The organism is Oerskovia sp. PE-21s, from assembly GCF_056158145.1.
The window spans coordinates 1-25,665 of sequence record NZ_JBUXJM010000006.1; the positions used below are offsets into that span (position 1 = coordinate 1).

25 protein-coding genes are annotated in these 25,665 nt (G+C 72.0%); 7 read left to right on the plus strand and 18 right to left on the minus strand.

The annotated features are described in order from the left end of the window. Positions 1 to 117 precede the first annotated feature (117 nt). Positions 118 to 918: a sigma-70 family RNA polymerase sigma factor gene (locus tag ACZDYF_RS12520; protein WP_191791656.1), complete on the minus strand. Its 801-nt coding sequence runs from the start codon at positions 916 to 918 to the stop codon at positions 118 to 120. Positions 919 to 1,151: 233 nt separating this feature from the next. Here ACZDYF_RS12520 and ACZDYF_RS12525 point away from each other — a divergent pair, with 233 nt between their 5' ends. From ACZDYF_RS12525 to fliW, 4 genes are read left to right on the plus strand one after another with little or no spacing between them, the layout of a single operon-like run. Next, a complete protein-coding gene (locus ACZDYF_RS12525; protein WP_138825802.1) occupies positions 1,152 to 1,640 on the plus strand; it encodes a flagellar protein FlgN in 489 nt (162 codons plus the stop codon). A 12-nt stretch (positions 1,641 to 1,652) separates the two neighbouring features. After that, positions 1,653 to 3,071, plus strand: coding sequence for a flagellar hook-associated protein FlgK (flgK, locus tag ACZDYF_RS12530; protein ID WP_191791655.1), 1,419 nt, complete (start codon positions 1,653 to 1,655; stop codon positions 3,069 to 3,071). A gap of 59 nt (positions 3,072 to 3,130) precedes the next feature. After that, on the plus strand, positions 3,131 to 4,006 hold the full coding sequence (gene flgL / locus ACZDYF_RS12535; protein ID WP_307823970.1) for a flagellar hook-associated protein FlgL: 876 nt from the start codon (positions 3,131 to 3,133) through the stop codon (positions 4,004 to 4,006). Next, positions 4,006 to 4,371, plus strand: a complete 366-nt coding sequence (gene fliW / locus ACZDYF_RS12540) for a flagellar assembly protein FliW (protein ID WP_191791654.1) — start codon at positions 4,006 to 4,008, stop codon at positions 4,369 to 4,371. Before flgL ends, fliW begins: the two co-directional genes overlap by 1 nt. Before the next feature lie 118 nt (positions 4,372 to 4,489). Here the strand turns inward: fliW and ACZDYF_RS12545 are convergent, their stop codons facing one another. From ACZDYF_RS12545 to ACZDYF_RS12605, 13 genes are all read right to left on the minus strand, one after another. Then, positions 4,490 to 4,975 carry a hypothetical protein gene (locus ACZDYF_RS12545; RefSeq protein ID WP_138825808.1) on the minus strand — a complete coding sequence of 162 codons (486 nt, stop codon included), beginning with the start codon at positions 4,973 to 4,975 and terminating at the stop codon, positions 4,490 to 4,492. Positions 4,976 to 5,034: 59 nt separating this feature from the next. Further along, the gene (locus ACZDYF_RS12550; protein ID WP_191791652.1) at positions 5,035 to 5,397 is read right to left on the minus strand and encodes a response regulator; all 363 of its coding nucleotides are present in this window, start codon (positions 5,395 to 5,397) and stop codon (positions 5,035 to 5,037) included. Beyond that, the gene (locus ACZDYF_RS12555; protein WP_475057219.1) at positions 5,394 to 5,864 is read right to left on the minus strand and encodes a chemotaxis protein CheX; all 471 of its coding nucleotides are present in this window, start codon (positions 5,862 to 5,864) and stop codon (positions 5,394 to 5,396) included. Before ACZDYF_RS12555 ends, ACZDYF_RS12550 begins: the two co-directional genes overlap by 4 nt. Continuing rightward, on the minus strand, positions 5,861 to 6,244 hold the full coding sequence (locus tag ACZDYF_RS12560) for a response regulator (RefSeq protein WP_138825814.1): 384 nt from the start codon (positions 6,242 to 6,244) through the stop codon (positions 5,861 to 5,863). The genes ACZDYF_RS12555 and ACZDYF_RS12560 overlap by 4 nt, the downstream gene beginning before the upstream one ends. After that, positions 6,241 to 7,053 carry a CheR family methyltransferase gene (locus tag ACZDYF_RS12565; protein ID WP_475057222.1) on the minus strand — a complete coding sequence of 271 codons (813 nt, stop codon included), beginning with the start codon at positions 7,051 to 7,053 and terminating at the stop codon, positions 6,241 to 6,243. The genes ACZDYF_RS12560 and ACZDYF_RS12565 overlap by 4 nt, the downstream gene beginning before the upstream one ends. Continuing rightward, on the minus strand, positions 7,050 to 8,114 hold the full coding sequence (locus ACZDYF_RS12570) for a protein-glutamate methylesterase/protein-glutamine glutaminase (RefSeq protein WP_475057224.1): 1,065 nt from the start codon (positions 8,112 to 8,114) through the stop codon (positions 7,050 to 7,052). Before ACZDYF_RS12570 ends, ACZDYF_RS12565 begins: the two co-directional genes overlap by 4 nt. 103 nt (positions 8,115 to 8,217) lie before the next feature. Further along, positions 8,218 to 9,981 carry a methyl-accepting chemotaxis protein gene (locus ACZDYF_RS12575; RefSeq protein ID WP_475057226.1) on the minus strand — a complete coding sequence of 588 codons (1,764 nt, stop codon included), beginning with the start codon at positions 9,979 to 9,981 and terminating at the stop codon, positions 8,218 to 8,220. 49 nt (positions 9,982 to 10,030) lie between these two features. After that, complete coding sequence (locus ACZDYF_RS12580) at positions 10,031 to 11,644, minus strand: methyl-accepting chemotaxis protein (RefSeq protein ID WP_475057228.1); 1,614 nt, start codon at positions 11,642 to 11,644, stop codon at positions 10,031 to 10,033. A 98-nt stretch (positions 11,645 to 11,742) separates the two neighbouring features. Continuing rightward, positions 11,743 to 12,153 (minus strand): chemotaxis protein CheW, encoded by a 411-nt coding sequence (locus ACZDYF_RS12585; protein WP_030152894.1) that lies wholly within the window; start codon positions 12,151 to 12,153, stop codon positions 11,743 to 11,745. Beyond that, positions 12,150 to 14,432 (minus strand): chemotaxis protein CheA, encoded by a 2,283-nt coding sequence (locus ACZDYF_RS12590; RefSeq protein ID WP_475057899.1) that lies wholly within the window; start codon positions 14,430 to 14,432, stop codon positions 12,150 to 12,152. Before ACZDYF_RS12590 ends, ACZDYF_RS12585 begins: the two co-directional genes overlap by 4 nt. A gap of 186 nt (positions 14,433 to 14,618) precedes the next feature. After that, positions 14,619 to 14,891, minus strand: a complete 273-nt coding sequence (locus ACZDYF_RS12595; protein WP_191791883.1) for a DUF7455 domain-containing protein — start codon at positions 14,889 to 14,891, stop codon at positions 14,619 to 14,621. Further along, the gene (locus ACZDYF_RS12600) at positions 14,888 to 15,109 is read right to left on the minus strand and encodes a hypothetical protein (RefSeq protein ID WP_191791882.1); all 222 of its coding nucleotides are present in this window, start codon (positions 15,107 to 15,109) and stop codon (positions 14,888 to 14,890) included. Before ACZDYF_RS12600 ends, ACZDYF_RS12595 begins: the two co-directional genes overlap by 4 nt. A gap of 95 nt (positions 15,110 to 15,204) precedes the next feature. Continuing rightward, positions 15,205 to 16,479 carry a hypothetical protein gene (locus ACZDYF_RS12605; RefSeq protein ID WP_475057235.1) on the minus strand — a complete coding sequence of 425 codons (1,275 nt, stop codon included), beginning with the start codon at positions 16,477 to 16,479 and terminating at the stop codon, positions 15,205 to 15,207. A gap of 163 nt (positions 16,480 to 16,642) precedes the next feature. On the opposite strand from ACZDYF_RS12605, the gene ACZDYF_RS12610 reads away from it, so the two are divergent. Continuing rightward, positions 16,643 to 17,782, plus strand: a complete 1,140-nt coding sequence (locus ACZDYF_RS12610) for a hypothetical protein (RefSeq protein ID WP_475057239.1) — start codon at positions 16,643 to 16,645, stop codon at positions 17,780 to 17,782. On the opposite strand, the gene ACZDYF_RS12615 is transcribed toward ACZDYF_RS12610, so the two are convergent. Further along, entirely contained in the window at positions 17,743 to 19,236 is a 1,494-nt protein-coding gene (locus ACZDYF_RS12615; protein WP_475057242.1) for a helix-turn-helix domain-containing protein, read from the minus strand. The two genes, ACZDYF_RS12610 and ACZDYF_RS12615, sit on opposite strands and share 40 nt — an antisense overlap. 216 nt (positions 19,237 to 19,452) lie before the next feature. Between ACZDYF_RS12615 and ACZDYF_RS12620 the strand changes: the two genes are divergently transcribed. Then, positions 19,453 to 21,306 (plus strand): phosphoenolpyruvate carboxykinase (GTP), encoded by a 1,854-nt coding sequence (locus ACZDYF_RS12620; protein WP_475057904.1) that lies wholly within the window; start codon positions 19,453 to 19,455, stop codon positions 21,304 to 21,306. A 108-nt stretch (positions 21,307 to 21,414) separates the two neighbouring features. Here ACZDYF_RS12620 and trpS read toward each other — a convergent pair whose 3' ends face one another. Beyond that, a complete protein-coding gene (gene trpS, locus ACZDYF_RS12625) occupies positions 21,415 to 22,557 on the minus strand; it encodes a tryptophan--tRNA ligase (RefSeq protein WP_475057244.1) in 1,143 nt (380 codons plus the stop codon). A 187-nt stretch (positions 22,558 to 22,744) separates the two neighbouring features. Here trpS and ACZDYF_RS12630 point away from each other — a divergent pair, with 187 nt between their 5' ends. Then, positions 22,745 to 23,614, plus strand: a complete 870-nt coding sequence (locus ACZDYF_RS12630; protein WP_475057246.1) for an SMP-30/gluconolactonase/LRE family protein — start codon at positions 22,745 to 22,747, stop codon at positions 23,612 to 23,614. A gap of 82 nt (positions 23,615 to 23,696) precedes the next feature. Here ACZDYF_RS12630 and ACZDYF_RS12635 read toward each other — a convergent pair whose 3' ends face one another. Next, positions 23,697 to 24,554, minus strand: a complete 858-nt coding sequence (locus ACZDYF_RS12635; RefSeq protein WP_475057911.1) for a fumarylacetoacetate hydrolase family protein — start codon at positions 24,552 to 24,554, stop codon at positions 23,697 to 23,699. Between the two features lie 41 nt (positions 24,555 to 24,595). Then, positions 24,596 to 25,600 (minus strand): C-terminal binding protein, encoded by a 1,005-nt coding sequence (locus ACZDYF_RS12640; RefSeq protein ID WP_475057249.1) that lies wholly within the window; start codon positions 25,598 to 25,600, stop codon positions 24,596 to 24,598. Between the last annotated feature and the right edge of the window lie 65 nt (positions 25,601 to 25,665).

Here is a 25,665-nt window from a genome sequence, read left to right on the forward strand (position 1 = left end):
AGATGGTCCCCCAGCCCATCCATGGGCCGGTCGACCACGACTGTCGGCACGGATCGCGCCGTCGTCTGGCACCGAGCGGGTGAGATCTCGCCGCAGGTCGTCGCCGCGACCTCGGGGTCAGGAGGCCGCGGGGGTGGACCAGGCGGCACGGCGGGTCGCGCCACCGGCGACCCTGTCCCCCACGTCGGCCAGGTACTCGCGACGGCGCGCGGACAGCGGCGCCGTCGAGCCCCGTGCCTCCCGGTCCGAGTAGTGCGCCTCGAGCCCCTCCCGCAGCAGGCGGACCGCCTCGATCCGCGCGTGCGAGACCGTCGAGTGCCCGATGCCGAGCTCCTCGGCGAGCGCGCCCACGGTACGGCCGCCGAAGTAGACCTCCTCCACGATGTACCGCAGCTGCTCGGGCAAGGCCGCGACGGCCTCGCGCACGACGTGCCGCTCCTCGGTCGCGAGCACCTGCTCCTCGGGGCTCGGTGCATCGAGGACCACGTGCTCGTACATCGTGTCGTCGACCGCGACGATCGAGCGGCCGGCGTCGTCGCGGATCGCCCGGACGTCCGCGACCACGACGCCCATCGCCTCGGCGACCTGGGCGTCGGTCGGCTCCCGACCCAGCGACGCCGTCAGCGTGGCCTCGACCGCGGTGAGCTCCTTGATCCGCTTGCGCGCCGACCGGGGCGCCCAGTCCTGGGACCGCAGCTCGTCCGACAGGGCGCCGACGATGCGGCGTCGGGCGTACGCACCGAAGGGCACCCCCCGGGCCGGGTCGTACGCCGTCGCGGCCGTCGTCAGCGCGATCGCCCCCACCGACGCGAGGTCCTCCCGCGAGAGGTGGTCCGCTCGGGCGCACAGGTCGGACACGAGGAAGCCGACGAGGGCAAGGTTGTCGACGACGAGAGCGTTGCGCTCGGAGAGGTTCACGCCGAAGCACCTTTCTGCTGGGCATCTGCTGGGGCACCCTGCGTCGCACCGCCCCGGGTGGGCACCGGGGAGGACGCTGCGAGGTACGCGGTAGCGACCGCGTCAAGGACTCCCATGCGGATCGGTCGACGATCAGTCGCCACATCCGCGCCGCAGCGACCGACAGTGGTCTCCGAGCGGGCCTCGCGGCCCGCCGTCCCGACCGACCACGCCGCACGTAAGGGAGAGCCGCATTGGGCCCTCAGGAGCTGTCGACCCTGTTGTGGCGAGAGCGTGAGCTGTTGGAGATGCTGCTCTTCAAGCTCGAGGAGGAGCAGCTGCTCCTCACGGCCGGCCGCACCCGCTGGCTCGCGCACGCCAACCGTGAGGTAGAGACGGTCATGGAGAAGGTGCGCGAGGCGACCCTCGTGCGCACCGTCGCCTCCGAGACGGTCGCCTCGTCCTGGGGGTTGTCCCCCGACGCCACGCTGCGTGAGATCGCGGCGGCCGCGCAGAGCACCGGACCGTGGCGCGAGATCTTCGAGGGGCACCTCGCCGGCCTGACCGAGCTGACCGTGCGCATCAAGACCGTCCGGGACACCAACACCCAGATCGTCAACCACGCCTCACGTTCGACGCAGGAGACCCTCGCGACGCTCGGCGGTGAGGCGCGGACCTACGACGCGACCGGCGCCGCCACGGCGCAGTCCGCCGTCGCCCGCCTCTTCGACACGATCCTGTAAGGAACCGCGCCCATGAGCTCGTTCGCCATCCTCAACACCGCCCGTCAGGGCCTGAACGCCGCACAGGCCGGTATCGACGTGACCGGTCAGAACGTGGCCAACCTCAACACGAACGGCTACACGCGTCAGCGCATCCAGCAGTCGTCCGTCTCCCCGCTGGCCGAGATGGGCCTGGCGCGCTTCGCCCAGCCCGTGCGCAACGGCCAGGGCGTGAGCATCGACGGCGTCGCGCGGCTCGGGAACCTCTTCCTCGAGTCCCGCGTGCGGCAGACCGCGTCGAACGAGGGGTACTCCGTGGTGCGCGCCACGGCCTTCAACGCGGTCGAGGACATCCACGGCGAGCCCTCGGACACGGGCATGTCCGCGACCCTGCAGTCGTTCTGGAGCGGTTGGCAGGACGTCGCGAACGCCCCCGGGAAGGAGGCCCAGGCGCGCGTGGTCATCGAGCGCGCGGTGGGCATCGTCGACCGGCTCGTCGCGGGTCGCGCGGAGGTCGCCGGGCAGTGGCAGCAGTCCCGCACGAGCGCGACCTCCCTCGTCTCGGAGGTCAACGCGATGGCGGACAAGGTCGCGGCCCTCAACGCACAGATCCGCGACGCCGCAGGTCAGGGTGTCTCGACCAACGAGCTCGTGGACCACCGGAACCAGGTGACGGCCTCGCTCGCGCAGGTCGCCGGCGCCCAGGCCAGCATGAACCCGGACGGCACGGTCAGCGTCCTGCTGGGCGGCAACCTGCTCGTCGACGGCACCACGACCAACCCGGTCAAGCTGGCCGGGTCGCAGTCGATGGACGGCGTGACCACGGACCCTGTCCGCCTCGAGTGGGCGCACCGCGCCGGCGCGCAGGTCGCCCTCGAGGGCGGGGACCTCGCGGGGCACCTGTCCGCCCTGGCGCCCGCGTCGTCCGGTGGCGTGTACGCCCAGGCTGCGGCGGGCTACGACGCCCTCGCCTCGACGATCGCCGCCCAGGTCAACGCGCTCCACACGACGGCCCAGACGACGACGGGCGCGCCGGGCGGTCCCTTCTTCGTCTTCGACGCGGGCAAGCCCCCGGCGTCGGGCATCAAGGTCGCCGTCACCGACCCCTCGCAGGTCGCCGCTGGCGGCGGCGGTGGCGCGCTCGACGGGTCCGTCGCGGACAAGATCGCACGACTCGGCGTCGCGTCCGACGGTCCCGATGCCGGCTGGTCCGCGCACGTCGCGACGATCGCCGTGAAGTCGAGCTCGGCGACGTACGACGCGAAGCTCGCGACCATCGCGTCCACCGCGGCGTTCTCCGACCTGCTGTCCAACTCGGCCGTCTCGCTCGACGAGGAGACCGTGAACCTCGTCCAGTACCAGCACGCCTACCAGGGGGCCGCGCGCGTCCTCACCGCGGTCGACGAGATGCTCGACCAGCTCATCAACCGCACGGGCCGCGTCGGCCTGTGACCCACCAGAACCGTCCGCCGCGCCGGCCCGCCGGCCCGCCCGCCTCCTAGGGGAGAACCGTGCGCATCACCAACCAGATGCAGGCCTCGTTCGTCACACGAAGCATGCAGGCCAACCTCGCCCGGATGGCCGAGCTCCAGGAGCAGGGCACGTCCGGACGCAAGCTCGTCCGTGCGTCGAGCGACCCTTCTGCGGCGGCGGACGCCCTGTCCGTGCGCAACCAGCTCGCCACCGAGAAGCAGTACCAGCGCAACATCGAGAACGGCGACGGCTGGCTCTCGACGCTCGACTCGGCGCTGCGGTCCGTCACGGACGTCGTCCAGCGCGTGCGCGACCTCGTGATGCAGGGGGCCTCCGACACGGCGTCGCCCGACGCGCGCGAAGCCATCGCGGTCGAGCTCGACGAGCTCCGCTCCGAGCTGCTGCGCCAGTCGAACACCACCTACCTGGGGCGCAACGTGTTCGCCGGCACGTCCGACGAGGGGGTCGCGTTCCGTGACGACTACACCTTCACCGGTGTCCCTGGCAGCAGCGTCGAGCGCCGTATCGGTGCCGACTCGACCGTCCAGGTCGACATCGACGGGGCCGCGGTCTTCGGCGCCGGAGCGGGCTCCGTCTTCGCCCTCCTCGACACGGTCGTGGCCGACCTGCGGGCCGGCACGAACGTCCGGAGCCACCTCGGGGCCGTGGACTCCCGGCTGTCCGCCGTCCTGACCCAGCACACCACCGTCGGCGCACGGCAGAACCAGCTCGAACGCGCCACGGACACCAACGCCGACTCTCAGCTCGCGCTCAAGACGCAGCGCGCCGGGATCGAGGACGCCGACATCGCCGAGATCGCGATCGACCTCCAGCTCAAGCAGGTCGCCTACCAGGCGACCCTGAGCATCGGGTCCAACCTCCTGCAGCCCACTCTCATGGACTACCTCCGCTGATGACCACCATCACCTTCGTGACCCCGCCCCCCGGCCTCGCGGCCCGCCGGTTCGAGCTGCTCGAGGAGCAGACGGACGGTGTCTACACGCTCGCGGCGCTCGACACCCCTGGAGTCGACCTGCTCGTCGTCGACCCGAGCCGCTGGGTGCCCGACTACGCGCCCGCCATCCCGGCGGGCGACCTCGACCTCATCGGGGCGACCGACGAGGACCCCGTGGTCCTCGTGGTCGCGACAGCACGTGACGGGGTCGTGAGCGTCAACCTCATGGCCCCGGTCCTGGTGCACCCGGACACCGGTGCCGCGATCCAGACGATCCTCGACGGTCAGGGCCTCGACCTTCGTCGGGAGCTCGTCCCGGCCTGACCGCCGTCCGCACCGCACCGGGTGCTCTGCTCGTCCACCCTCGCTCGACGCACGACGCACGAAGAGAGGCCCGTCCGGTTCCCGGACGGGCCTCTCTTCGTGCGTGGAGACGTGACGACTACCGCAGGACGACCGTGTACGCGCCCCCGCCGTAGCCCGCGACCTCCACCTCGGCGTCGAGCCGGCGTCCCGTGCTGCGCAGGAACGACACGGCGGTGCCCGGCAGGGCGGCCCGCGTCGAGTCGAACACGTCGGCGAGCACCAGGTGCGGGGCGTCCTGGGTGTTGAACAGCCCGGCCGTAACGTTGAGAACCTCGGAGACGTTCTCGAGCAGGACGTCGCTGAGACGCCCGTCCGCCGCGGCGTCCTTCGCCGGTCCGGGAGGCATGAGCCCGATCGACGCGCCCAGGTACGCGCCCAGCGGGACGTCGACCGCGACCACGGCCTCGACCTGGCCGCGGTTGCTCAGGTACGTGGCCACGACGAGTCCCTTCGTCTCGGGCGTCATGAGCCGGCCGGCCGGCACGGCCGTGCACGCACGGCCGACCAGGCCCGCGTACAGGTCCTTGATCTCCTTGAGCTGGGGCAGGGGCGTGGTGGTCACGAGTGGGGTCCTCCGGGGTCTCTCGGTGGGTGGTGCGCTGGGGTGCGCGCGTGGTGCGGTCAGCGGAAGTGCGGGCGCAACGCCGACTCGAACGTGCCGGCGTCGAAGGGCTTGGCGATGAGGAACAGCGCCCCCTCGCTCTCCGCGAGCTCGCGCATCTGCGGCGAGCCCTCCGACGTGACGAAGCCGAACGGGACGCTCGAACCGCCCGCGCGCAGGGCACGCAGGAAGTCGATCCCGTTCATCTCGGGCATGTTCCAGTCCGACAGGACGAGGTCGGGCTTCTCCGCGCGGGTCAGGGCGAGCGCCTCGGCGCCGTCACCGGCCTGGACGACGTCCCAGTCGCCGAAGCCCGCCTGGCGCAGGGTCCGCAGGACGATCTGTCGCATGACGCGGCTGTCGTCCGCCACGAGGACTCTCACAGGTCTTCTCCGTTCGTCGAGGTCCACAGCTGGATGAGGATCGGGCCGCCCCACCAGAGCAGCGCCTGCTCGTGGTCGGCCGGGCGGGAGGCCGAGGGCTCGGAGTGCTCGACCACGGGCAGCGTCAGCGAGGCCCCCTCGGGCATCATGGCCTTGAGGTTGCCCCCGACGACGTTCGCGACCTCCCCGAGCGCGTCCTGGACGTCCTCGAGCGTCACGGGCTCGTCGTCCTCCTTGAGCAGGAGCGAGCGGGCGAGACGGTCCGCGGTCTCACGGGCCGTGACGACCAGCGTGCGCGAGACCGCCGGCCCCACGATGTCGACCCAGGCGTACAGGGGGTCGGCGATCGGCTCCTCCAGAGCCTCCATGGGCAGGAGGAGCCCCGGCTCGCCGTCGACCATCGCCGTGAACAGGTCCTGCGCCATCGGGACGACGCTCTGGGCGAGCGTCGAGGTGGTGTCGGTCATGCGAGCTCCTTCTGCGGCAGCAGCCCGAGCATGTCGAGCTTGGCCTCGAGCGCGTCAGGGGTGAACGGCTTGATGAGGTACTCGTGCGCCCCTGCCGCGAGGGCGCGCACGATCTGGTTCTGCTCGGACTCGGTCGTGACCATCATGAGCGTGAGGTCGCGCCAGTCCCGGCGCTTGCGGACCTCCTGGACGAGCTCCAGTCCGTCCATCACGGGCATGTTCCAGTCGACGCACGCCAGGTCGAAGCGTTCACCGGCCTCGAGCAGGTCGAGCGCTGCGCGCCCGTCCCCCGCCTCGGCGATCTCGAAGCCGAGACCCTTCAACGTCGACGCGACGATGCGGCGCATCACGCGCGAGTCGTCGATCACCAGCGCTCTCATGCGCTGCCTCCTCGGAGTCGGTAGATGGAGCCGTGTGCGCCGTCGACGCGTTCCCACGCGGGATCGACACCGACGGTCGTCTCGGCGGCACCCAGGATCAGGTAACCGCCAGGTCTCACCCGGCTACGGAGCCGGGCGAGGATCGACTGCTTGGTGGGCATGTCGAAGTAGATGAGGACGTTGCGCAGGAAGACCACGTCGAACGTCCCGACGCCCGGAGGCGGCGTGAGCAGGTTGTGCTTCTCGAAGGTCAGGTTCCGTCGCAGCGCGGGGTCGACCTCCCACTCCGCGCCGGCCCGCCGGAAGTGGCGGACGAGCATCGGGGCGGGCAGCCCCCGGTTGACCTCGAGCTGGCTGTACCGACCCGCACGGGCACGGTCGAGCACCTGCGCGTTGATGTCGGTCGCGAGGATCCGGAAGCGCTGGTGCCCCTGCTCGGCCAGGACCATCGCGATGCTGTATGGCTCCTGACCCGTCGAGCACGCCGCGGACCAGATCGACAGGTCACCGTCGCCGTGGGCCGGCAGCACGACCCGTCGCAGGGCCGTGAACGGTGAGGTGTCACGGAACCACGACGTCTCGTTGGTCGTCATGGCCTCGATCACGCGCACGATCTCACCGCTCGAGCCGGTGCGCACGTACCGCTGCACGTACTGCTCGACGGCGTCGATGCCGTGGAGCCCCTTCTCCCGGGCCAGCGGTCCGAGACGAGACTCGACGAGGTACTCCTTGCCGGGGGCGAGCTGGATCGCGCTGTGCCGGCGGACCAGGTCGCTCACGAACGAGAACGACTGGGTGGACACGGTCATGCGTGTGCTCCTTCGATCGCCGAGACGACGGCTCGGGCGAGGTGGTCGAGCGGGAGGACCTGGTGGGCGTGCCCGGCCGTGACCACGGCACCCGGCATGCCCCACACGACCGACGAGGCCTCGTCCTGGGCGACGACGTGTCCCCCGGCCCCGGCGACCGCACCGGCACCGTCGCGCCCGTCCGAGCCCATGCCGGTCAGGACGAGCGCGAGCAGGTCGCCACCGAGCACCTGGACCGCGGACCGGAACAGGACGTCGACCGAGGGGCGCGTGAAGTTGACCGGTGGCCCGTCTGTGACGGTGGTCGCCAGGCTGGAGCCACGGCGCACGACCTCGAGGTGCCGCCCGCCGGGCGCGAGGTAGGCGTGACCGGGCGCGAGGATCTCTCCTCCGACGGCCTCGACAACGGTCGTGGGCCCCTCACGGTCGAGCCGTTCCGCGAGCTGGCGGGTGAAGACGGGCGGCATGTGCTGGACCACGAGGACCGGCACGGGCAGCGGCTCGCGGATCGCCGAGAAGACCCGTCGCAACGCGTCGGGCCCTCCGGTCGAGGAGCCGACGACGACGGCCCGGACCGGGCGTCGCGGTGCAGCCCTGCGTGTGGTCGGCACGGTGGACGCGACCGCGCCGCCGGACCGGGCCGCCACGGGTCGGCGGGCACCTGGCACGAGCGCCTTGATCTTGGGGACGAGCTCGAGCCCGACCCGTTCGAGGGCGGTCTGCACGGAGCCCGTGCCGCTGGGCTTGGTCACGTAGTCCGTGGCCCCGGCCGTGAGCGCGTCGAGGGTCGCCCCTGCTCCGCGCTCGGTGAGCGTCGAGAACATGATGACCGGCATGCGCCGCCCCGCGGCGCGCAGCGCGCGCACCGTCTCGATCCCGTCGAGCACGGGCATCTCGATGTCGAGCGTGATCAGGTCGGGCTCGAGCTGCTCGACCTTCGCCAGGGCGAGGCGGCCGTCGGCGGCGGTCCCCACGACCGTGATCTCGGGGTCGCGCTCGAGGGTCTGCGTCACGAGGCGTCGGATGACGACCGAGTCGTCCACGACGAGCACGCGGATCACGCGTGACCTCCTGGGACCGTGGACGAGGCCGTGCGTCCGGCCGGGCACCTCGCGGTGCTCGCGGCCGGACGCACGGTCGACGGGCTGTGCTTCACCGGCGGGCTCAGATCCGGAACTGGGCGACGCGGGTGCGCAGCTCGACCGAGACCTGGGCCAGCTCGTCGACCGCGACGCTCATCCGCTGCATGGTCGCCGCGCTGTCCTGCGCGGCGGTCGCGATGCCGGTGATGTTGCCCGCGATCTCCGAGGCCCCCGTCGCGGACTCCTGCACCCCACGAGACATCTCCGTCGTCGTCGCGGTCTGCTCCTCCACCGCCGAGGCGATCGTCAGCTGATAGTCGTTGATCCGCCCGATGATGTCCGCGATCTCACCGATCGCCCCCACCGCACTCGACGTGTCGTCCTGGATCGCCTCCACCCGACGAGCGATGTCCTCCGTCGCCTTCGCCGTCTCCTGCGCCAGCTCCTTGACCTCAGAAGCCACCACCGCGAACCCCTTGCCCGCCTCCCCCGCACGAGCCGCCTCGATCGTCGCGTTCAACGCCAACAAGTTCGTCTGCTCCGCGATCGACGTGATCACCTTCACCACATCACCGATCTCCTGCGAGCTCGTCCCCAGCTTCTGCACCGTCACGTTCGTCGACGCCGCACGATCCGTCGCACGATTAGCCACCTTCGCCGCCTCGTTCGAGTTCTGCGCGATCTCCCGGATAGAAGCCCCCATCTGCTCCGCCCCCGCAGCCACCGTCCGCACGTTCTGCGACACCTGCTCCGCAGCAGCCGCCACCACCCCCGACTGAGCCGCCGTCTCCTCCGACGACGCCGAGAACTGCGACGACACCCCCGCCAACGACTCCGCACTCGACGCGATCGTCACCGACGACTCCAGGACGCCCGCGAGCGTGGCACGCAGGTTCGCCTGGGCCGAGGACAGGGCGCGGGCCATGTCCCCCAGCTCGTCCCGGCCGCGGACGTCGGGCTCGTGGGTCAGGTCGCCGTCAGCGATCGCCTCGACCGTGCGCTGCACGCCCACGATCGCGGTCTTGATCCGACCGGAGGTCAGCAAGCCCAGTACGATCCCCCCGAGCGCGCCGACCGCGATGATCACGACGAGCGTGACGATCGCCGTCGACGCCTCGCTCGCGGCCGCTTCCGTCTCTCCCGCGAGGATGTCGTCGATGTACGACTGGAGCCGGTCGAGCGCGTTCCCCATCTGCTGACCGACGTTGTCGAGGTCGGTGTCCGCCGAGCGGTACGCCGCGCGGTCCCCGCCCTCGAAGGCCGGAAGCTTGCGCTCCTCGACGATCGAGATGTACTCGTTCACGGCCCGCGCGAACGATCCGTACTGGTCGGGCACCGGCTCGCCGATCCCTGCGTAGATGTCCTCGAACGCGCGCATCTCGGCCGTGACGGCGCCGTGCGCCCCGTCGATCGCGACGAACTGCGGACCGGCGGCGTCGGGGTCGCCCATGTAGTCGCCGAGGCCGTCGGTCGCCAGGCGGTAGGACCACACGGAGCTCTGAAGGTCCATGACCCGAGCGTTGAGAGTGCTCTGGATCGTCGCGATCGTCTCCGTGCGGTCCCGGAGCGAGACCGTGGTCGAGACGGCCACCGCGCCCAGCACGATCATCGCGACCACGAGGAGCGCGACGAGGCCCAGGATCCTGGTGCGGACCGAGCGCAGGACGCTGCTCCCTGCGGTGCGTGCCGTCCGCTCACCGGTTCCCTGCGCGGGGTCCACGTCGGACACCTCGCCCGACGTCGCGCCGAGGTCGGACAGGCCGTCGGGGTAGGGCTCGACGAGCACCTCGGGCGCGTGCTCGAGCGTGGGGGCGAGGTCGTCGGGTGCTTCGCTCTGCCGGTTCACGGGCTGGTCCTTCCTCTGGGGCTGACTGCGGCGGGTCGTGGGGAGCGGGTCAGTAGACGAACTTCGCGGCGTCCGACTGAAGGTCGGCGCTCATCCGGGCGAGCTCGGCGATCGAGTCGTTCATCTGCTGGATCGCTTCCGCGGTCGACGACGCGGCGGTCGCGATGCCGGTGATGTTGCCCGCGATCTCCGAGGCCCCCGTCGCGGACTCCTGCACCCCACGAGACATCTCCGTCGTCGTCGCGGTCTGCTCCTCCACCGCCGAGGCGATCGTCAGCTGATAGTCGTTGATCCGCCCGATGATGTCCGCGATCTCACCGATCGCCCCCACCGCACTCGACGTGTCGTCCTGGATCGCCTCCACCCGACGAGCGATGTCCTCCGTCGCCTTCGCCGTCTCCTGCGCCAGCTCCTTGACCTCAGAAGCCACCACCGCGAACCCCTTGCCCGCCTCCCCCGCACGAGCCGCCTCGATCGTCGCGTTCAACGCCAACAAGTTCGTCTGCTCCGCGATCGACGTGATCACCTTCACCACATCACCGATCTCCTGCGAGCTCGTCCCCAGCTTCTGCACCGTCACGTTCGTCGACGCCGCACGATCCGTCGCACGATTAGCCACCTTCGCCGCCTCGTTCGAGTTCTGCGCGATCTCCCGGATAGAAGCCCCCATCTGCTCCGCCCCCGCAGCCACCGTCCGCACGTTCTGCGACACCTGCTCCGCAGCAGCCGCCACCACCCCCGACTGCGCCGCCGTCTCCTCCGACGACGCCGAGAACTGGGCGCCCGCGTAGGACAGGCGGTCTGCTGCACCGGCCACCTCCTGGGCCGTGCCGGCGACCGTGGAGATGATGGACCGCAGGCTCGTCTGCGCGGTCGCGAGAGCCACGGCCATCTGACCGATCTCGTCCCGGCTGTCCACGTCGGCCCGGACCGTCAGGTCGCCCTCGGCGAGCGCGACCAACGAGCGTCGCACCTTCTCGGCAGACCGGCGGATCCCGTTCGCGACCACGAGCGCGACCACCAGGGCGACCACGAGCCCGGCCAGCCCGAGGACGACCATCGTGACGACCGTCTGGTTGGCGTGGTCCGTGGCCTCGTCCGCGATCGACGCGGCGTACTCGTTCGCCGCGTCACCCGCGCGCGACAGGGCGGCGACGTGGGCGGCGATGAGAGCGTCGTTGCGCGACTGGATCTCCTGCGTCACGGCCTTGTCCTCGACCGCCGGCATGAGGGTCGAGTCGCGGTAGGCGACCCAGTCGGCCCACGCCGTCTTGAACGCCTCCCAGTTCGGCTCGGTCATCGTCCCCAGCATCGTGTCGTACGCGGCGATGTCCGCCTCGAGGTCCGCGTCCGTCGCGTCCATCTGCGCGACGACGGCGGACCGGGCCGCCCCTTCGACGATGTCGTACTGGTACGTCAGCCGCCACGCCTCCTGGGCGCCGTGGTCGATCTGAGCATTGAGGCGCAGCGCGGTGTTGCCCACGTCCGCGACGGTCGCCGTGTCGTCGAGCGTCGAGCGCAGGCCCTGCAGGGCGACGGCGACGGTCGCCACGAGCACGAGGACGAGGACGCCGAGCGCGACGATGATCCGGGTCCGGACCGAGAGGTCGCCGAATCGGGAGCGGCGCGCCCGAACGGTCGGGGGCGTCAGGGACGAGGACATGGGGGACTCCTGGGCGGTGTGATGTGCGGGGAGGGGGGTGCTGACTCGACCTGCGGGCCCGCTCGCGGGCCGGCTCGCAGGACTCGTCACGAGTCGGCTCACGACGCCACGGCGTCGACGTCGAGCGCGAGCAGGAGCTGGTCGGAGAGCTTGTAGGTGCCGAGAATCACGGCGCGCAGCGCCTCGGACAGCGTCTGGGGAGGCAGCTCGAACTGGTCCTCGTCGACCACGAGCACGTCGCCGATCCGGTCGACGAGCAGGCTCACGGTCTCGTCGCCCACGAAGACGACGGCCATCATCTGCTCGCCGTCGTGCGCGGGCATGCCGAGCCGTCGTCGCAGGTCGACCGTGAGCACGACCTGGCCGCGAAGGTTGACGAGGCCCGCGACGTCGTCCGGCGCGAGGGGCACCCGCGTGCGTGGGCGGCTCGGCAGGACCTCCTGGACCCGGTCGACGGGGATCCCGCAGAGGCGGTCGCCCAGCGTGAAGGTCACGAGTCTCGTGCTCATCGCACACCTGCCAGGAGGTCGTCGTCGAAGGCCGCCCGGTCGGCGAGGCCGTCAGGATGGTCGTCGTCGAAAAAGCCTGCGTCCGCGGCGCGGACGGCGCTGCGGACGTCGAGCAGCTCGGTGACGCGCTGGTCGAGGACGGTCGAACCGACCAGCCCGTGGTCGTCGATGTCGCTGTGCAGGCGGTCGTCGTCCTCGACGATGTCGAGGATCTCCGAGACGGCCATCGCGATGCTGCGCCCGCCGCGGGTGTACACGACGACGTCGAGCTCGTCACCGGTCGGGGCGCCCACGGCGCCGAGCACCCGGTCGAGCCGGACCAGCGGTACGAGCGCGCCCCGGTACTGCAGCACCTCGCGGGTGCCCACCTGCTCGATCCGCTCCGTGCGGATCCGTTCGAGCCGGGTGACCGCGGACAGCGGGATCGCGACGCGACGGTCCCCGGCGGCGACGACGAGCACCTGCTGGGTCGCCTTGGCGGCCTGCGCCGTCGTCTGCCGACGCACCTTCGCGAGCTCCGCGATCTCGGTGCTGAGCACACGCCGGGCGATCGCGGGGAGGTCGAGGATGAGGGCGACGCCTCCGTCGCCGAGCACCGTCGCGCCCGAGTACATGCCGATCTGCTTGAGCCGGCTCGCGAGTCCCTTGACGACGATCTCCTCCATGTTCAGGACGCGGTCGACGATCACGCCGAACCGCTGGTCGTCGGCCTCGACGACGGCGATGACGCGGCCGGCCGACTCGGAGGCGAGGTCCAGGACCTCGGCGAGCGAGACGAGCGGGAGCAGCGTCCCGCGCAGCCGGAACACCGGGGCGGTGCCGACGTGCTCGATCCGGGTGTCCTGCCCTCCGAGCGCGACGAGCTCCAGGAGGCTGACCTGCGGGATCGCGTAGACCGAGCCGCAGCACGTGACGGTGAGGGCGGGCATGATCGCGAGCGTGAGCGGGATGCGCATGCGCCACGTCGTGCCCTTGCCGACGCTCGACTCGACGTCGACCGATCCGCCGATCGCCTCGATGTTGGTCCGGACGACGTCCATGCCGACGCCGCGGCCGGAGACGTTGGTGACCTTCGCGGCGGTCGAGAAGCCGGGCAGGAACAGGAGGTCCAGCACCTCGGACGAGGACATCGCCGCGATCTCGTTGGCGCTGCGCAGCCCCTTCGAGACCGCCGAGCGTCCCACCTTCTCGGGATCGATGCCCGCGCCGTCGTCGGTGATCTCGACGACCACCTGACCGTTCGAGTGGTAGGCGCGCAACGACACGAGCCCCTGCGAGGCCTTGCCCACGGCGAGCCGCTGGTCGGGGGCCTCGATCCCGTGGTCGACGGCGTTGCGCACCAGGTGCGTCAGGGGGTCCTTCACGGCCTCGAGCAGGGAGCGGTCAAGCTCGGTGTCACCACCGGTCATCTCGACGCGCACCTCGCGCCCCAGCATCTTCGCGAGGTCCCGCACGATGCGCGGCATCTTCGACCACACGTGCTCGATGGGCTGCATACGGGTGCGCATGACACCCTCCTGCAGCTCGGAGGCGATGAGGCTCAGACGCTGCGCGGACCGCTTGGTCTCCTGGTCCTCGCCCGCACCGGCGATACGGTCGAACTGGTTGCGCACGAGCACGAGCTCGCCGACCTGTCGCACGAGGGAGTCGAGGAGGTCCACGTCGACACGGATCGAGCCGTCGGCCGCGTTGCGCCCGGGCAGCTCGATCTCCTCGTGCTTGGGCGTGGTCGCGGGCACGGGTGCCGAGGCGGGCAGGGGCTCCGGCGCGGCGAGCGCCGCGAGAGCCGTCGCGAGGACGGGTTCGACGACGGAGGGTGCCGCGGGTGCTTCGGGCTCGGGCTCGGGCCCGGGCTCGACATCGACCGCAACGGGCGCGACCGCCGCCCGCTCCTCGGCAGGGGCCGTCGCTTCCTGCACCGCCACGATCTGGGCGACCATCGGCGCGACGTCGACGTCGTCGCCGGATCCCGCCTCGACCTTGGCCAGGATGGCGCGCAGGGTGTCGACGAGAGCGAGCAGGACGTCCGTCACCTGGGGGTCCATGACCCGCTCGCCGTCGCGCAGCTCGGACAGCAGCGACTCGCCGACGTGCGAGACCTTCTCCAGGTTGCCGAAACCGAGGAAGCCGCTCGTCCCCTTGATGGTGTGCACGGTGCGGAAGATGCTGCTGAGCAGCGCGCGCGACGAGGGGTCGCTCTCCAGCGCCACGAGGTCCTGGTCCAGCTGATCGAGGTTCTCGTAGGACTCGACCAAGAACTCGTGGACGATCTCGTCCATCTCGTCCACGCCCGCACCTCCACGCCATCGCTGGCATCGTCGTCGTCGCTCGGAGCGACCTGTCGTCAGGGACACCGGTCCCCCAGCCCTGGCGTCCACCGGGGCTGTCGTCGGTGACTGTCGGTCGTCTCGTGCGGTTGGTGGGGGTGATACCGGCGCCTCGGGCAGACCCGTCGACGCTCGGGGTCAGGCCGCGTTGTCGAGCGCTCGTGCGAGGGCGAGGGCGAGGGCGATGTCGTCGTCGAGGCTGCGTCGTTCGTCGCGCACGGCGTAGCCGGCCGTGACGATCGCGCTCTCGTGCCGGCGGTAGTGCGGGTCGCAGAAGAGGAGCGGGCCCCGGCCGGTGACGGTCACGCGGACGCAGGCCGTCGCGCCGCACGCGTCGCACTGGTCGCAGCGGTCGAGCGCGTCGTGCGGGTCGGCGTCCGGGGGCTCCCACGGTCGCCGCAGGTGGTTCATGCCGCCGTGGCCTTCTGGGCTGCACGGTTGACGAGCCCTGCGGCCTCGGCGCGCGTCAGGCCCTGGATGACGAGCTCGTCGACGAGCGAGGCGATCTGCTCGTGGACGTCACCGGGATAGAGAGGGGCGCCCGCTCGTCGGCGCGCGAGCTCCTTGGTCAGGGGCGCGCAGCGTTCGGCGATCGTCTTGGGTCTGGGGCGTGCGGGGGTCGCAGCCATGGGGTGCTCCTCTCGTGGCCTCTGGTGGAGGCGTCGACGGTCCTGCTTCCTATGCAGCGACGTCGGTGGTCGTGCGGCCTGGCGACGAGGGTCGGTCAGCCTGCCTCGGCGACCCTCGTCGTCTGGCGGGCCGCGGCGACGATGTCGGCGAGCGTGCTGCGCACCTCGTCGGGGGTGCGCCCGAGCGGGCGGCCCGACAGGGCGGCGGCCGCCGCGAGGGTGTCCAGGTAGCGCGCGGTGTCGCGGGTCGACTCCCCCGTGCCGCGGTCCGGGTCCCAGGCGGAGCGGGCCTCGTGCTCGTGCTCGACGAAGACCGCGGTGAGCTCGGTGACCCAGGCCGCGTCGACCCCGCACCCTGCGACGGCCTGCTTGACCGAGACCCGGGTGCGGGACAGCGCGGGCCGCCCCGGGCGGGCGCGGTCCGCGAGGACGTCGCGCACGAGGAGGTGGGCGATCTTCTGCCCGTACTCGTGCGTGGCGACCGTCTCGAGGTGCTCGTCCTCGTAGGTCGCCCACAGGCCGGCGAGGGTCGCGATGCGCGGGTCCGACGGCGGGTCGGTGAGCGCGAGGACCGAGCGGAGGGCGAGCCCCTCGTCCTCCTCGATCCAGGCGAGCATGCGTGCCCGGACGTCCGGGTCGAGGGGGCGCTCGAGGGTCGGCAGGGCGAACGCGTCGCGGATCGCGGCGGCGTCGATGTGCATGCGCAGCACGCCGCGCTGGCGTGTGGCTGCGCTCTCGTGCGCGGCGCAGAGGCGGTCGATCTCCTCGTCGCGGCCCGCGTCGAGCACCTGGACCGCAAGGTCGGGGACCACGGGGAGCTCGTGCACGAGGCCCGCGAGGCGCCCTTCGGCGTCGATCGTGCCCTCGAGGAGGTCGGTCGAGACGATCTGCCCGACCTTGCGCGCGGACCGCACGCTCCGCAGCAGCGTCCGGTGCATGAGGGTGTAGTCGCCGAGCGCCTGACGGATCGAGCCCGCCGCGCTCGCTCCGCCCGCGAAGACCTCGAGGTCGAAGAACTTGGTGCCGTTGCGGCCTCGGGAGTCGCCCTCGGCTCCGTCGGTGCTCGGCAGGTCGAGGATCTTGCGGGTGTAGAAGTCCACGGCGGCGTCGACCATGTCGTCGTGCAGGAAGCGTGCGATCCCGTGGCGGTGGCAGTAGCGCGCGGTCTCGGAGCGCACGATCCCCGTGCGGAACACCGCTTCGAAGACGATCATGCGGGCCTCGCGCTCGGTGAGGTCGCCCGCGCGCACCCGACGGGCGACGTCGGTGGTGGTGCGGTCGAGCTCGTCGCTCGCGCGGTCGTGGACGGACGTTCGGGCAGCGGCGGTGACATCGACGTCGACGTCGGCGGTGACGGTGATGGTCTGCATGGCACGTGTGTGTGCGGCGTGCTCGCGAAAATCGGGCCTCCGAGCCCTTCGGGCGATGTGATGTGCGTCACGTCGCCTGCGAGGGCGCGCCTCCGCCCGACGCAGGCTGGCGCGTGCTCCGTCGGCATAGGCAGCCCAGACGGTCAGCGAGGAGAGGACGAACGTGGAGCACAGGCGCCGAGCGCTCGACGTCGGGCCCGGGGAGCATCTCCTCCTGCCCGCGTCGGCTCTCGACACGGCGGGGCGGCTGCACCTGTGGCGCGCCTTCACGGGGCTGTACGACGGCGAGCTCCTGCTCTCCCCGCTCACGGCGAGCCCGCTGCCCATGCCGTGGACCGTGCCTGCCGGGCACCGCCGGTGGCCCGGCCTGCGGCCGGCCGCGATGTGGCACCCCCTCCTGTGGCTGCCCGCACGCCTCCGCTCACCGATCACCCTGCGCGACCCGATGACGGGCGATACCTGGGGCGAGACCTACGACGAGTGGGCGACCCGCGTCGCGCTCGAGATGACCGAGTCGGGCCCGGTGTCCATCGACGGCGAGCGGTGGGTGCTCCTGCACGACCCGCACCACGGGCGACACGTCCGGGCGCTCGACCCCGGCGACGAGGACCTTGTTCCGTTGTACGACCCGACCACCGGGACCTGGCTCGACGTGCTCTCGACCGTCGGCCTCGACGTCGACGACCCGGCCGACCTCGCCCGGGTCGAGCGTTGGCTCGCGGGAGAGCCGGACGAGGTCCTCGACGCCGTCGACCTCGACGTGTTCCTGCAGGCCGCGGGCCGCGACCCGGCCTGGGCCCTCGACCGCACGCAGCGCCCCCTCGCCGAGGGCGCGGGCTACCGCACCTACGTCGAGGACCTGCGCGACGCGTCGTCGACCCTCGTCGCACGCGAGCTGGACGACCGCGTGACCGATCTCGCGTCCGCGCGCCTGCCCGCCCGGGAGCTCGGGCAGCACGTGGGCGCCCTGGCCCGGGCCGCCTCCACGCTCCTGTCACCGGGCGTCGACGTCGTCGACGACCTGGGCCTGAGCCTCGGGCTCGTCACTGCCCGCGCCGAGCGTGCGACCACGGTCGAGGCCGTCTCCGCCGCCGTCGCCGACCTGCGCGTGCTGCTCGGCACGGTCGCCGACGCCGCGGCCCTGGGGCTCGACCGCATCGAGCTGCGCGTCGAGATCGAGACCGCCGAGGTCCTCGGTCAGGTCGCCGAGCTCACCCGGACCACCACGCCGCCCGACGACGGCACGCACCCGCCCGTGGAGGGTCAGCCCTCGCGCGGCGCGTGCTTCTCGAGGAACGCGTAGACCTCCGAGGCGTCCACCCCGGGGAACGCCCCTGACGGCAGCGCCGACAGGACGTACTGGTGCATGCGCGCGCTGGGCCAGGCGACCTCCTCCCAGTGCCGCGCGAGCTGCGCCGCCGGCCGGCGGCAGCAGGCCTCGTCGGGGCAGGTCGAGGCACGGCGCGCGGTCGTCTCGCGTCCTCGGAACCACTTGGCCGAGGAGAACGGGACCCCGACCGTGATCGAGAACTCGCCCGTCGTCGTCGTGCCCGTCTGGGTGCTGCACCAGAAGGTGCCCGCGGGGGTGTCCGTGTACTGGTAGGACTCGGTCGCGCGGTCGCGGCGCGCGAACGCCTCGCGCGCGGCCCACCGACGGCACACGAGCTGCCCCTCGATGGCCCCCGTGACGTCCGCCGGGAACGGCAGGCCGTCGTTCGCGTAGCCCCGGTACAGGGCGCCGTCGTCACCGACGCGCATGAAGTGCACAGGGATGCCCAGGCGCGAGGTCGCGAGGTTCGTGAAGCGCTGGGACGCGGCCTCGTGCGAGACGCCGAACGCGTCGCGGAAGTCCTCGACCGCGAGGTCCTTGTCCTTCTTGCGCTGCTCCAGGAACTCGACGGCCGCCGACTGCGGCATGAGGCAGCACGCTGCGAAGTACGTGATCTCGACGCGCTGGCGCAGGAAGTTCGCGTACGACGTCGGGCGCTGGTGGCCCAGCACGCGGTGTGCGATCGCCTGGAGGCCGAGCGAGCGCAGCCCGTGGCTGCCCGGGATCGAGGCCGGCGGGAGGTAGATGCGGCCGTTGCGCAGGTCCGTGACCGTGCGCGTCGAGTGCGGCAGGTCGTCGACGTGCAGCAGCGTGAACCCGAGCTGTTCGGCCATGCGCGCGACCGTGCGGTGCGTCAGGGCGCCCGACGTGTACCCCGCGCGGCGCGTCATCTCCTCCGCGAGGTCCTCGAGCTCGGGGATGTAGTTGTTGCGCGTCTGGCGTTCCAGGCGGAGCTCGGTGTTGGCGCGGCGTGCCTCCTCGGGCGTCGCGATGGCCTCCGACGCGCGACGGGCCAGCTCGCCGTGCAGACCGACCAGGTTCTCCAGGACCGGCAGGGGCAGCTTCTGCGACGCCTTGACCGCGGGCAGGCCGAGGGTCGCGAACAGCGGGCCGCGCTGGGCCCGGTCCAGCTCGATCTCGAGCGCGGCCCGGCGCGAGGGCGGTTCGTCCGCGAGCAGGTCCGCCACGGCGACGCCGAGCGCACCCGCGAGCGCCTGCAGCAGCGAGAGCCGCGGTTCACGCTTGCCGTTCTCGATGAGCGACAGGAGGCTCGCGGTGGTGCCCACCTGCGCACCGAGCGCGTCGAGCGTGAGCCCGCAACCGGTCCGGAAGTACCGGATCCGGCGACCGAGCGTGATGAGGTCGGTGCTCGGCGGCGTGTGGACCTCGGGGGTCGTGGGGATCTTGCGGTCTTCGTCGACGGCCATTCCTTGACTCTATGTCAACATCCGCGATTCTTGACAGCGATCCAGGTGGAAAACCGGGGTGTTCCGGGTCGAAGGTGGAAACAGCAGCACCGACACCCACCGGGTGGACCCGACGACCGCCCAGGACCGGAGACCCTCATGACCGCGACCGCCCCTCCCCGCCGCACCCGCCACGCCGCCCTCACCGAGGAGCTGCCCGACGTGCTCAGCACCGCGATGGCCGGTGCCGCGTTCGGCTCCGGTACCCGCACCGCCCGCGACCCGCGTGCCTGGGTCCGGGAGATCGCGGAGCTCACCGAGCCCGACGCGGTCGTGTGGTGCGACGGCTCCGCGGCCGAGAAGCAGCGGCTCGTCGACCTCATGGTCGACGCCGGTACGCTCCTGCCCCTCAACCCCGAGCTGCGCCCCGGCAGCTACCTCGCCCGCTCGAACCCGAGCGACGTGGCCCGCGTCGAGTCGCGCACCTTCATCTGCTCGCGCGACGAGGCCGACGCCGGCCCCACCAACAACTGGCGCGAGCCCGACGCCATGCGCGCCGAGCTCCGCGACGTGTTCGACGGGTCGATGCGCGGTCGCACGATGTACGTCGTGCCGTTCTCGATGGGCCCCGTCGGCGGCCCCCTCTCGCAGGTCGGCATCCAGGTCTCCGACTCGCCCTACGTCGTGGTGAGCATGGGCGTCATGACGCGGGTCGGCAGCGACGTGCTCGCCCTGATCGACGCCGGGGCGCCGTTCGTGCCCGCCGTGCACAGCGTCGGCGCGCCGCTCGTCGACGACTCGGGAGCCGTCACGCAGGACGTGCCCTGGCCCTGCAACGACACCAAGTACATCGCCCACTTCCCCGAGACCCGCGAGATCTGGTCCTTCGGTTCCGGCTACGGCGGCAACGCGCTGCTCGGCAAGAAGTGCTTCGCGCTGCGCATCGCGTCGGCCATGGCCCGTGACGAGGGCTGGCTCGCCGAGCACATGCTGCTCATCCGGGCCACGTCGCCCGAGGGACGCGCCTACCACCTGGCCGCGGCCTTCCCCTCGGCGTGCGGCAAGACGAACCTCGCGATGCTCCAGCCGACCGTCCCCGGGTGGAAGGTCGAGACCATCGGGGACGACATCGCGTGGCTGCGCCCCGGTCCCGACGGGACGCTGCGCGCGATCAACCCCGAGGCCGGGTTCTTCGGCGTCGCCCCCGGCACGGGGATCGACACCAACCCCGTCGCGGTCGCGACGTTCGACCGCGACACCATCTTCACCAACGTCGCCCTGACCGACGACGGCGACGTCTGGTGGGAGGGCCTGACCCCCGAGGCGCCCGCACACCTCACGGACTGGCTCGGCAACGACTGGACGCCGGCCGACGGGGCCGCGGGCACGCCCGCCGCGCACCCCAACTCGCGCTTCACGGTCGCAGCCGCGCAGTGCCCGACGATCGCCGACACCTGGGAGGACCCCGCGGGCGTCCCGATCGACGCGATCGTCTTCGGCGGTCGACGTGCGACCAACGTGCCGCTCGTCGCGCAGGCGTACAGCTGGGAGCACGGCGTGTTCATGGGCGCGACGATCTCGTCGGAGCGCACCGCAGCCGCCGAGGGCGCTCTGGGCGAGCTGCGCCGCGACCCGTTCGCGATGCTCCCGTTCTGCGGTTACAACATGGCCGACCACTGGGCGCACTGGCTGAGCGTCGGAGCGGGCCTCGACCCGGAGAAGCGGCCCAAGATCTTCCAGGTCAACTGGTTCCGCAAGGACGCGGAGGGCTCGTTCCTGTGGCCCGGGTTCGGGGAGAACTCTCGCGTGGTCGAGTGGATCGCGCAGCAGGTCGACCGCTCGCGCGGCCTGCGGACCGACGCAGGGGCCGTCACGAGCCCCGTGGGCCTGCTGCCCGCGCCCGGTGCGCTGGACGTCGACGGGCTGGACCTGCCGGAGGGCGACCTGGAGGCGCTCTTCGAGGTCGACGCCGACTCCTGGCTCGCAGAGACCGAGCTCACGAGCGAGTTCTTCGACACGTTCGGCAACAGGGTCCCGGACCAGCTGTGGGCGCAGCTCGCGCGTCTGCGGTCGCGGCTCGGGGCCGAGTGAGCCGCGGACCCGGCTGAGCCCCTTCTCGCCGAGGGTGACCGGCACGCCCGCCGAGGGTGACATCTGATGTCGCCCTCGGCGGGCGTTCGCGTCACCCGGTCAGCCACGTCACCCTCGGCGGTAGACCATGCCCATCAGCTCGCGCACGTCGTCGAGCGTGCGGTCCGCGATCTCGTTGGCCCGCGCGTTGCCGCGCGCGAGGATGTCGAGCACCGCGGGACCGTCGCCCGCCGCGAGCGCCGCCCGCCGAGCCCGGATCGGTCGCAGGTGCTCGACGAGAGCCTCGGTCACGAGGGCCTTGAGCCTTCCCGCCCCCGCGCTGCCGACCTCGTCGGCGATCTCCTCCGGGGCCCGTCCGGTGCACAGCGACGCGATCGTCAGGAGGTTCGCGACCTCCGGCCGGGCCTCGGGGTCGTAGGTGATGGCCCGCTCGGCGTCGGTCTTGGCCCGCTTGACCCACCGGGCCGTCTCGTCCTCGCTCGCCCCGAGCGGCAGCGTGTTCCCGCGGCTCTTGCTCATCTTGGTCCCGTCGGTCCCGAGGATCGTGGGCGAGGACGCGAGGAGCGCGTCGGGCTCGGGGAAGTACGGGTTCGCGGCGGCGTACCGCTGGTTGAAGCGGCGCGCGACGGTGCGCGTCGTCTCGAGGTGCGGAAGCTGGTCCTGCCCGACGGGCACGAGGTTGGCGTGGCAGAACAGGATGTCGGCGGCCTGGTGCACGGGGTAGGTGAGCATGAGTCCGCTCATGGCCCGCCCGCCGGTCGCTGCGGTCTCGGCCTTGACGGTCGGGTTGCGGTCGAGCTCGGCGACGCTCACGAGGCTCAGGAACGGCAGCAGGAGCTGGTTGAGCGCGGGGACGGCGCTGTGCGTGAAGACCGTGGTCCGGTCCGGGTCGATCCCGGCCGCGAGGTAGTCGAGCAGGATCTCGCGCACGGTCCCGCGCAGGTCTCCGGCTTCGTCGCGGTCGGTGATGACCTGGTAGTCGGCGAGGATCAGGAAGACCTCGACGCCTGCCTGCTGGAGCCGCACGCGGTTGGCGACGGTCCCGAAGTAGTGCCCGATGTGCAGGGCGCCCGTCGGTCGCTCGCCCGTGAGGACGCGGAACTCCGCAGGGTTGGCGGCGATCCGTGCTTCGACCGCGCGGCTGCGGGCGCGGGCCGCGTCGAGGGTCCCGACGGCGGAGCCTGCCTCGGGCGGACGGGTCCCCTGGGCAGGGGTGGTGGCTGCGGCGGTGGCCGCGCTGGTGAGGGTCATGGTGCTCCTGAGGTCAGGAGCCGCCCTCGTCCGCCGGAGGCGACGGAGGGTCGACCCGGGCTGCACGGAGGGCAGCTCGGGGGACACGACTGGTCACGGCTGCGAGGGCAGCCACCACCAGGTGCGCGTTGTCATGGGGTCAAGGGTACGCCTCGTGTCACCCGCGGCGGTCCGGGACAATAGCCTCATGCGCGCCGAGAACATCACCGGTCCAGTCGCCCACCACGGCGAGGGGCCCGTGTGGTCCCCGACCTGGGGCGGACTGCGGTTCGTCGACATGATGGCCGGCGACCTCCTGACCCTCCAGCCCGACGCCACGGTGACCCGCCGCCACGTGGGCGACTACGCGACCATGGTGCGCCCGCGCTCCCAGGGGGGCTACGTCGTCGGGCTGGAGCGGGGGCTCGCGCTCGTGGACGACGAGGCGCCCGACTCCCCCGTGCGTCCCTTCCCCGAGCTGTGGAGCGACCCGACGGTCCGTCTCAACGACGGTTCGACCACCCCGGACGGCGCGTTCTACGCGGGGTCCATGCCGTTCGACGACCGGTCGGGCGCGGGCGCCCTGTTCCGCGTCGAGCCCGACGGCGCCGCGCGCCTCGTGCTGTCGGGCGTCACGTGCTCGAACGGGCTGGGTTTCTCGCCCGACGGGACGCTGGCCTACTACGTGGACACGCTCACGTGCCGGGTCGACGTGTTCGACTACGACGCGGGAGCGCCCGAGCCCCTCGTGAACCGGCGGGTCCTGGTCGAGATCCCGCGCGAGGACGGCCTGCCCGACGGGCTCACGGTCGATGCCGAGGGGGGCGTGTGGGTCGCGCTGTGGGGCGGCAGCGCGGTGCGCCGCTACGCGCCGGACGGGACGCTGACCGCGGTGGTCGAGCTGCCCGCCTCGCACGTCACGGCGTGCACGTTCGGCGGCGAGGACCTGGACGAGCTGTTCATCACGACGTCACGGCTCATGATTCGCGAGCCGTTCGAGCCCGAGGTCGACGCGGGGTCGGTCTTCCGGGTCGTCCCCGGGGTCGCGGGGCTGCCGGTCCTGCCGTTCGCGGGCTGATGCCCGCCGAGATGCTGCTCGTGGTCGCCGTCGTGGTGGACGGGGCGACGACGAGCAGCATCTCGGCGGGCGCAGGACGGGATCACACGACCGCGTCGCGGACCTTCTGCTCGCAGCGTCCCAGGCCCTCGATCTCGACGGCCATGACGTCGCCGTCGACCAGGTAGGGGAAGCGCCCCGAGAGGGCGACGCCCTGCGGCGTCCCGGTGTTGATGACGTCGCCCGGCTCGAGCACCATGTACTGCGACAGGTGCCACACGAGGAAGTCGACGTCGAAGATCATGTCGGCCGTCGAGGAGTCCTGGCGGATCTCCCCGTTGACCCACGAGCGCAGGCGCAGGTTCGAGGCGTCGACCTGGTCGGCAGGGACGAGCGCCGGACCCATCGGGTTGAACGTCTCGCAGCTCTTGCCCTTGGACCACTGGCCGCCCGAGACGGCCATCTGGTAGTCGCGCTCGGACACGTCGTTGGACACGGTGTACCCGGCGACGTGCGCGGCCGAGTCCGCAGGGGACGCGAGGTAGCGGGCCTTCTTCCCGATGACGATCGCGAGCTCGACCTCCCAGTCGACCTTCTGCGCGCCCGGGGGGAGCAGGACGTCGTCGTCGGGCCCGACCACGGTGTTGGAGTGCTTCCAGAAGATGATCGGGACGGTCGGCGGCTCGGAGCCCGACTCGGCCGCGTGCGCGGCGTAGTTCATGCCGACGCACACCACGGCCGTGGGGCGGGCGACCGGGGGGCCGACGCGCAGCGCGTCGGCGTCCGCGACGACGGGCAGCTCGCCCGCGTCGAGGGCCGCACGGACCCGGGAGATGCCGTCGTCCGCGAGGAACGCGCCGTCGACGTCACGCGTCAGGGAGTCGAGCGAGTACGTGGTGCCCTCGGCGGTGCGGACGACGGGGCGCTCCTGGCCGGGAAGGCCGAGGCGCATGAGCTGCAGGTGCTGCACGGGGTTGCTCCAGGTGTCGGGGGACGGGAAGGTCAGCGTGCCAGGGCGCGCGCGTAGTCCGGGTTGACGATCGAACCGACGGGACGACCCGCGAGGAAGTCGATCGCGTTGCGCGCCGTGTGCACGGGCAGGTCGGCCATGGCCTCGGGCGAGAACCACGCGGCGTGCGGGCTGAGCAGCACCTGGTCGAGCGTGCGCAGGCGCGAGTCGGCGGGCAGCGGCTCGTGCGAGAACACGTCGAGGGCCGCGGCCCCGAGGTGGCCGGCCTCGAGCGCGTCGGCGAGCGCGTCCTCGTCGATCAGCGGGCCGCGGCACGTGTTGACCACGACGGCGCCCGGCTTCATGGTCGCGATCGACGCGGCGTCGAGCAGGTGGCGGGTGGCCTCGCTGAGCGGGGCGTGCAGGCTCAGCACGTCGGCCTCGGCGATGGCCTGCTCGCGCGAGACCGGCAGGTAGCCGGCCGCGGCGACGTCGACGTCGGGCACGAAGGGGTCGTGGACCAGGACGCGGTAGCCGAGCGCGGCGCAGCTGCGCGCGACGAGCGACCCGATCCGGCCGTAGCCGATCACGGACACGGTGGTCGCGGACAGGCGCGCGGCCATGGGGCGCGGGGCGGTCGCGGCCCAGACGCCGTCGCGCACGGCACGGTCGTAGCCGACGAGCCCGCGGCTGAGGCCGAGGACCATCGCGACGGTGTGGGACGCGACCTCCTCGATGCAGTAGGTCGGGGTGTTGGCGACGGCGATGCCGCGCTCGGTCGCGGCGGCGACGTCGACCATGTCGTAGCCGATGCCCATGCGGCTGACGAAGCGCACGCCCTCGATCTCGTCGAGGACGCGGGCGGTGAGTGGCGCCCACTGGACGACCAGGGCGGACGGGGCGGCACCTGCGGCCGCGGCGTCGCGGACGAGGGCGATGACGTCGTCCTCCGTGCGGGCCGTCCCGCGCACGACACCGAGGCCGGCGGCCGTGACGGTGTCTTCGCACGCGGTGCCCGGGAGGTCGCAGTCGGTGATGACGACGGTGTCGGGGTTCATGAGCCGAAATGCTATAGCATCTAGCAACTGACGGCCAGCGTCCCTGGACAGGACGCTTGCGGTCC

What these genes read in the sequence shown, in the direction of transcription:
- fliW (WP_191791654.1), top strand. Translation starts at nt 4,006, where the DNA reads ATGACCACCATCACCTTCGTGACCCCGCCCCCCGGCCTCGCGGCCCGC.
- ACZDYF_RS12560 (WP_138825814.1), bottom strand. Translation starts at nt 6,244, where the DNA reads ATGAGAGCGCTGGTGATCGACGACTCGCGCGTGATGCGCCGCATCGTC.
- ACZDYF_RS12555 (WP_475057219.1), bottom strand. Translation starts at nt 5,864, where the DNA reads ATGACCGACACCACCTCGACGCTCGCCCAGAGCGTCGTCCCGATGGCG.
- ACZDYF_RS12605 (WP_475057235.1), bottom strand. Translation starts at nt 16,479, where the DNA reads ATGCAGACCATCACCGTCACCGCCGACGTCGACGTCGATGTCACCGCC.
- ACZDYF_RS12640 (WP_475057249.1), bottom strand. Translation starts at nt 25,600, where the DNA reads ATGAACCCCGACACCGTCGTCATCACCGACTGCGACCTCCCGGGCACC.
- ACZDYF_RS12600 (WP_191791882.1), bottom strand. Translation starts at nt 15,109, where the DNA reads ATGGCTGCGACCCCCGCACGCCCCAGACCCAAGACGATCGCCGAACGC.
- ACZDYF_RS12585 (WP_030152894.1), bottom strand. Translation starts at nt 12,153, where the DNA reads ATGAGCACGAGACTCGTGACCTTCACGCTGGGCGACCGCCTCTGCGGG.
- ACZDYF_RS12590 (WP_475057899.1), bottom strand. Translation starts at nt 14,432, where the DNA reads ATGGACGAGATCGTCCACGAGTTCTTGGTCGAGTCCTACGAGAACCTC.
- ACZDYF_RS12565 (WP_475057222.1), bottom strand. Translation starts at nt 7,053, where the DNA reads ATGACCGTGTCCACCCAGTCGTTCTCGTTCGTGAGCGACCTGGTCCGC.
- ACZDYF_RS12615 (WP_475057242.1), bottom strand. Translation starts at nt 19,236, where the DNA reads ATGGCCGTCGACGAAGACCGCAAGATCCCCACGACCCCCGAGGTCCAC.
- ACZDYF_RS12620 (WP_475057904.1), top strand. Translation starts at nt 19,453, where the DNA reads ATGGCCGGTGCCGCGTTCGGCTCCGGTACCCGCACCGCCCGCGACCCG.
- ACZDYF_RS12580 (WP_475057228.1), bottom strand. Translation starts at nt 11,644, where the DNA reads ATGTCCTCGTCCCTGACGCCCCCGACCGTTCGGGCGCGCCGCTCCCGA.
- ACZDYF_RS12630 (WP_475057246.1), top strand. Translation starts at nt 22,745, where the DNA reads ATGCGCGCCGAGAACATCACCGGTCCAGTCGCCCACCACGGCGAGGGG.
- ACZDYF_RS12595 (WP_191791883.1), bottom strand. Translation starts at nt 14,891, where the DNA reads ATGAACCACCTGCGGCGACCGTGGGAGCCCCCGGACGCCGACCCGCAC.
- trpS (WP_475057244.1), bottom strand. Translation starts at nt 22,557, where the DNA reads ATGACCCTCACCAGCGCGGCCACCGCCGCAGCCACCACCCCTGCCCAG.
- flgK (WP_191791655.1), top strand. Translation starts at nt 1,653, where the DNA reads ATGAGCTCGTTCGCCATCCTCAACACCGCCCGTCAGGGCCTGAACGCC.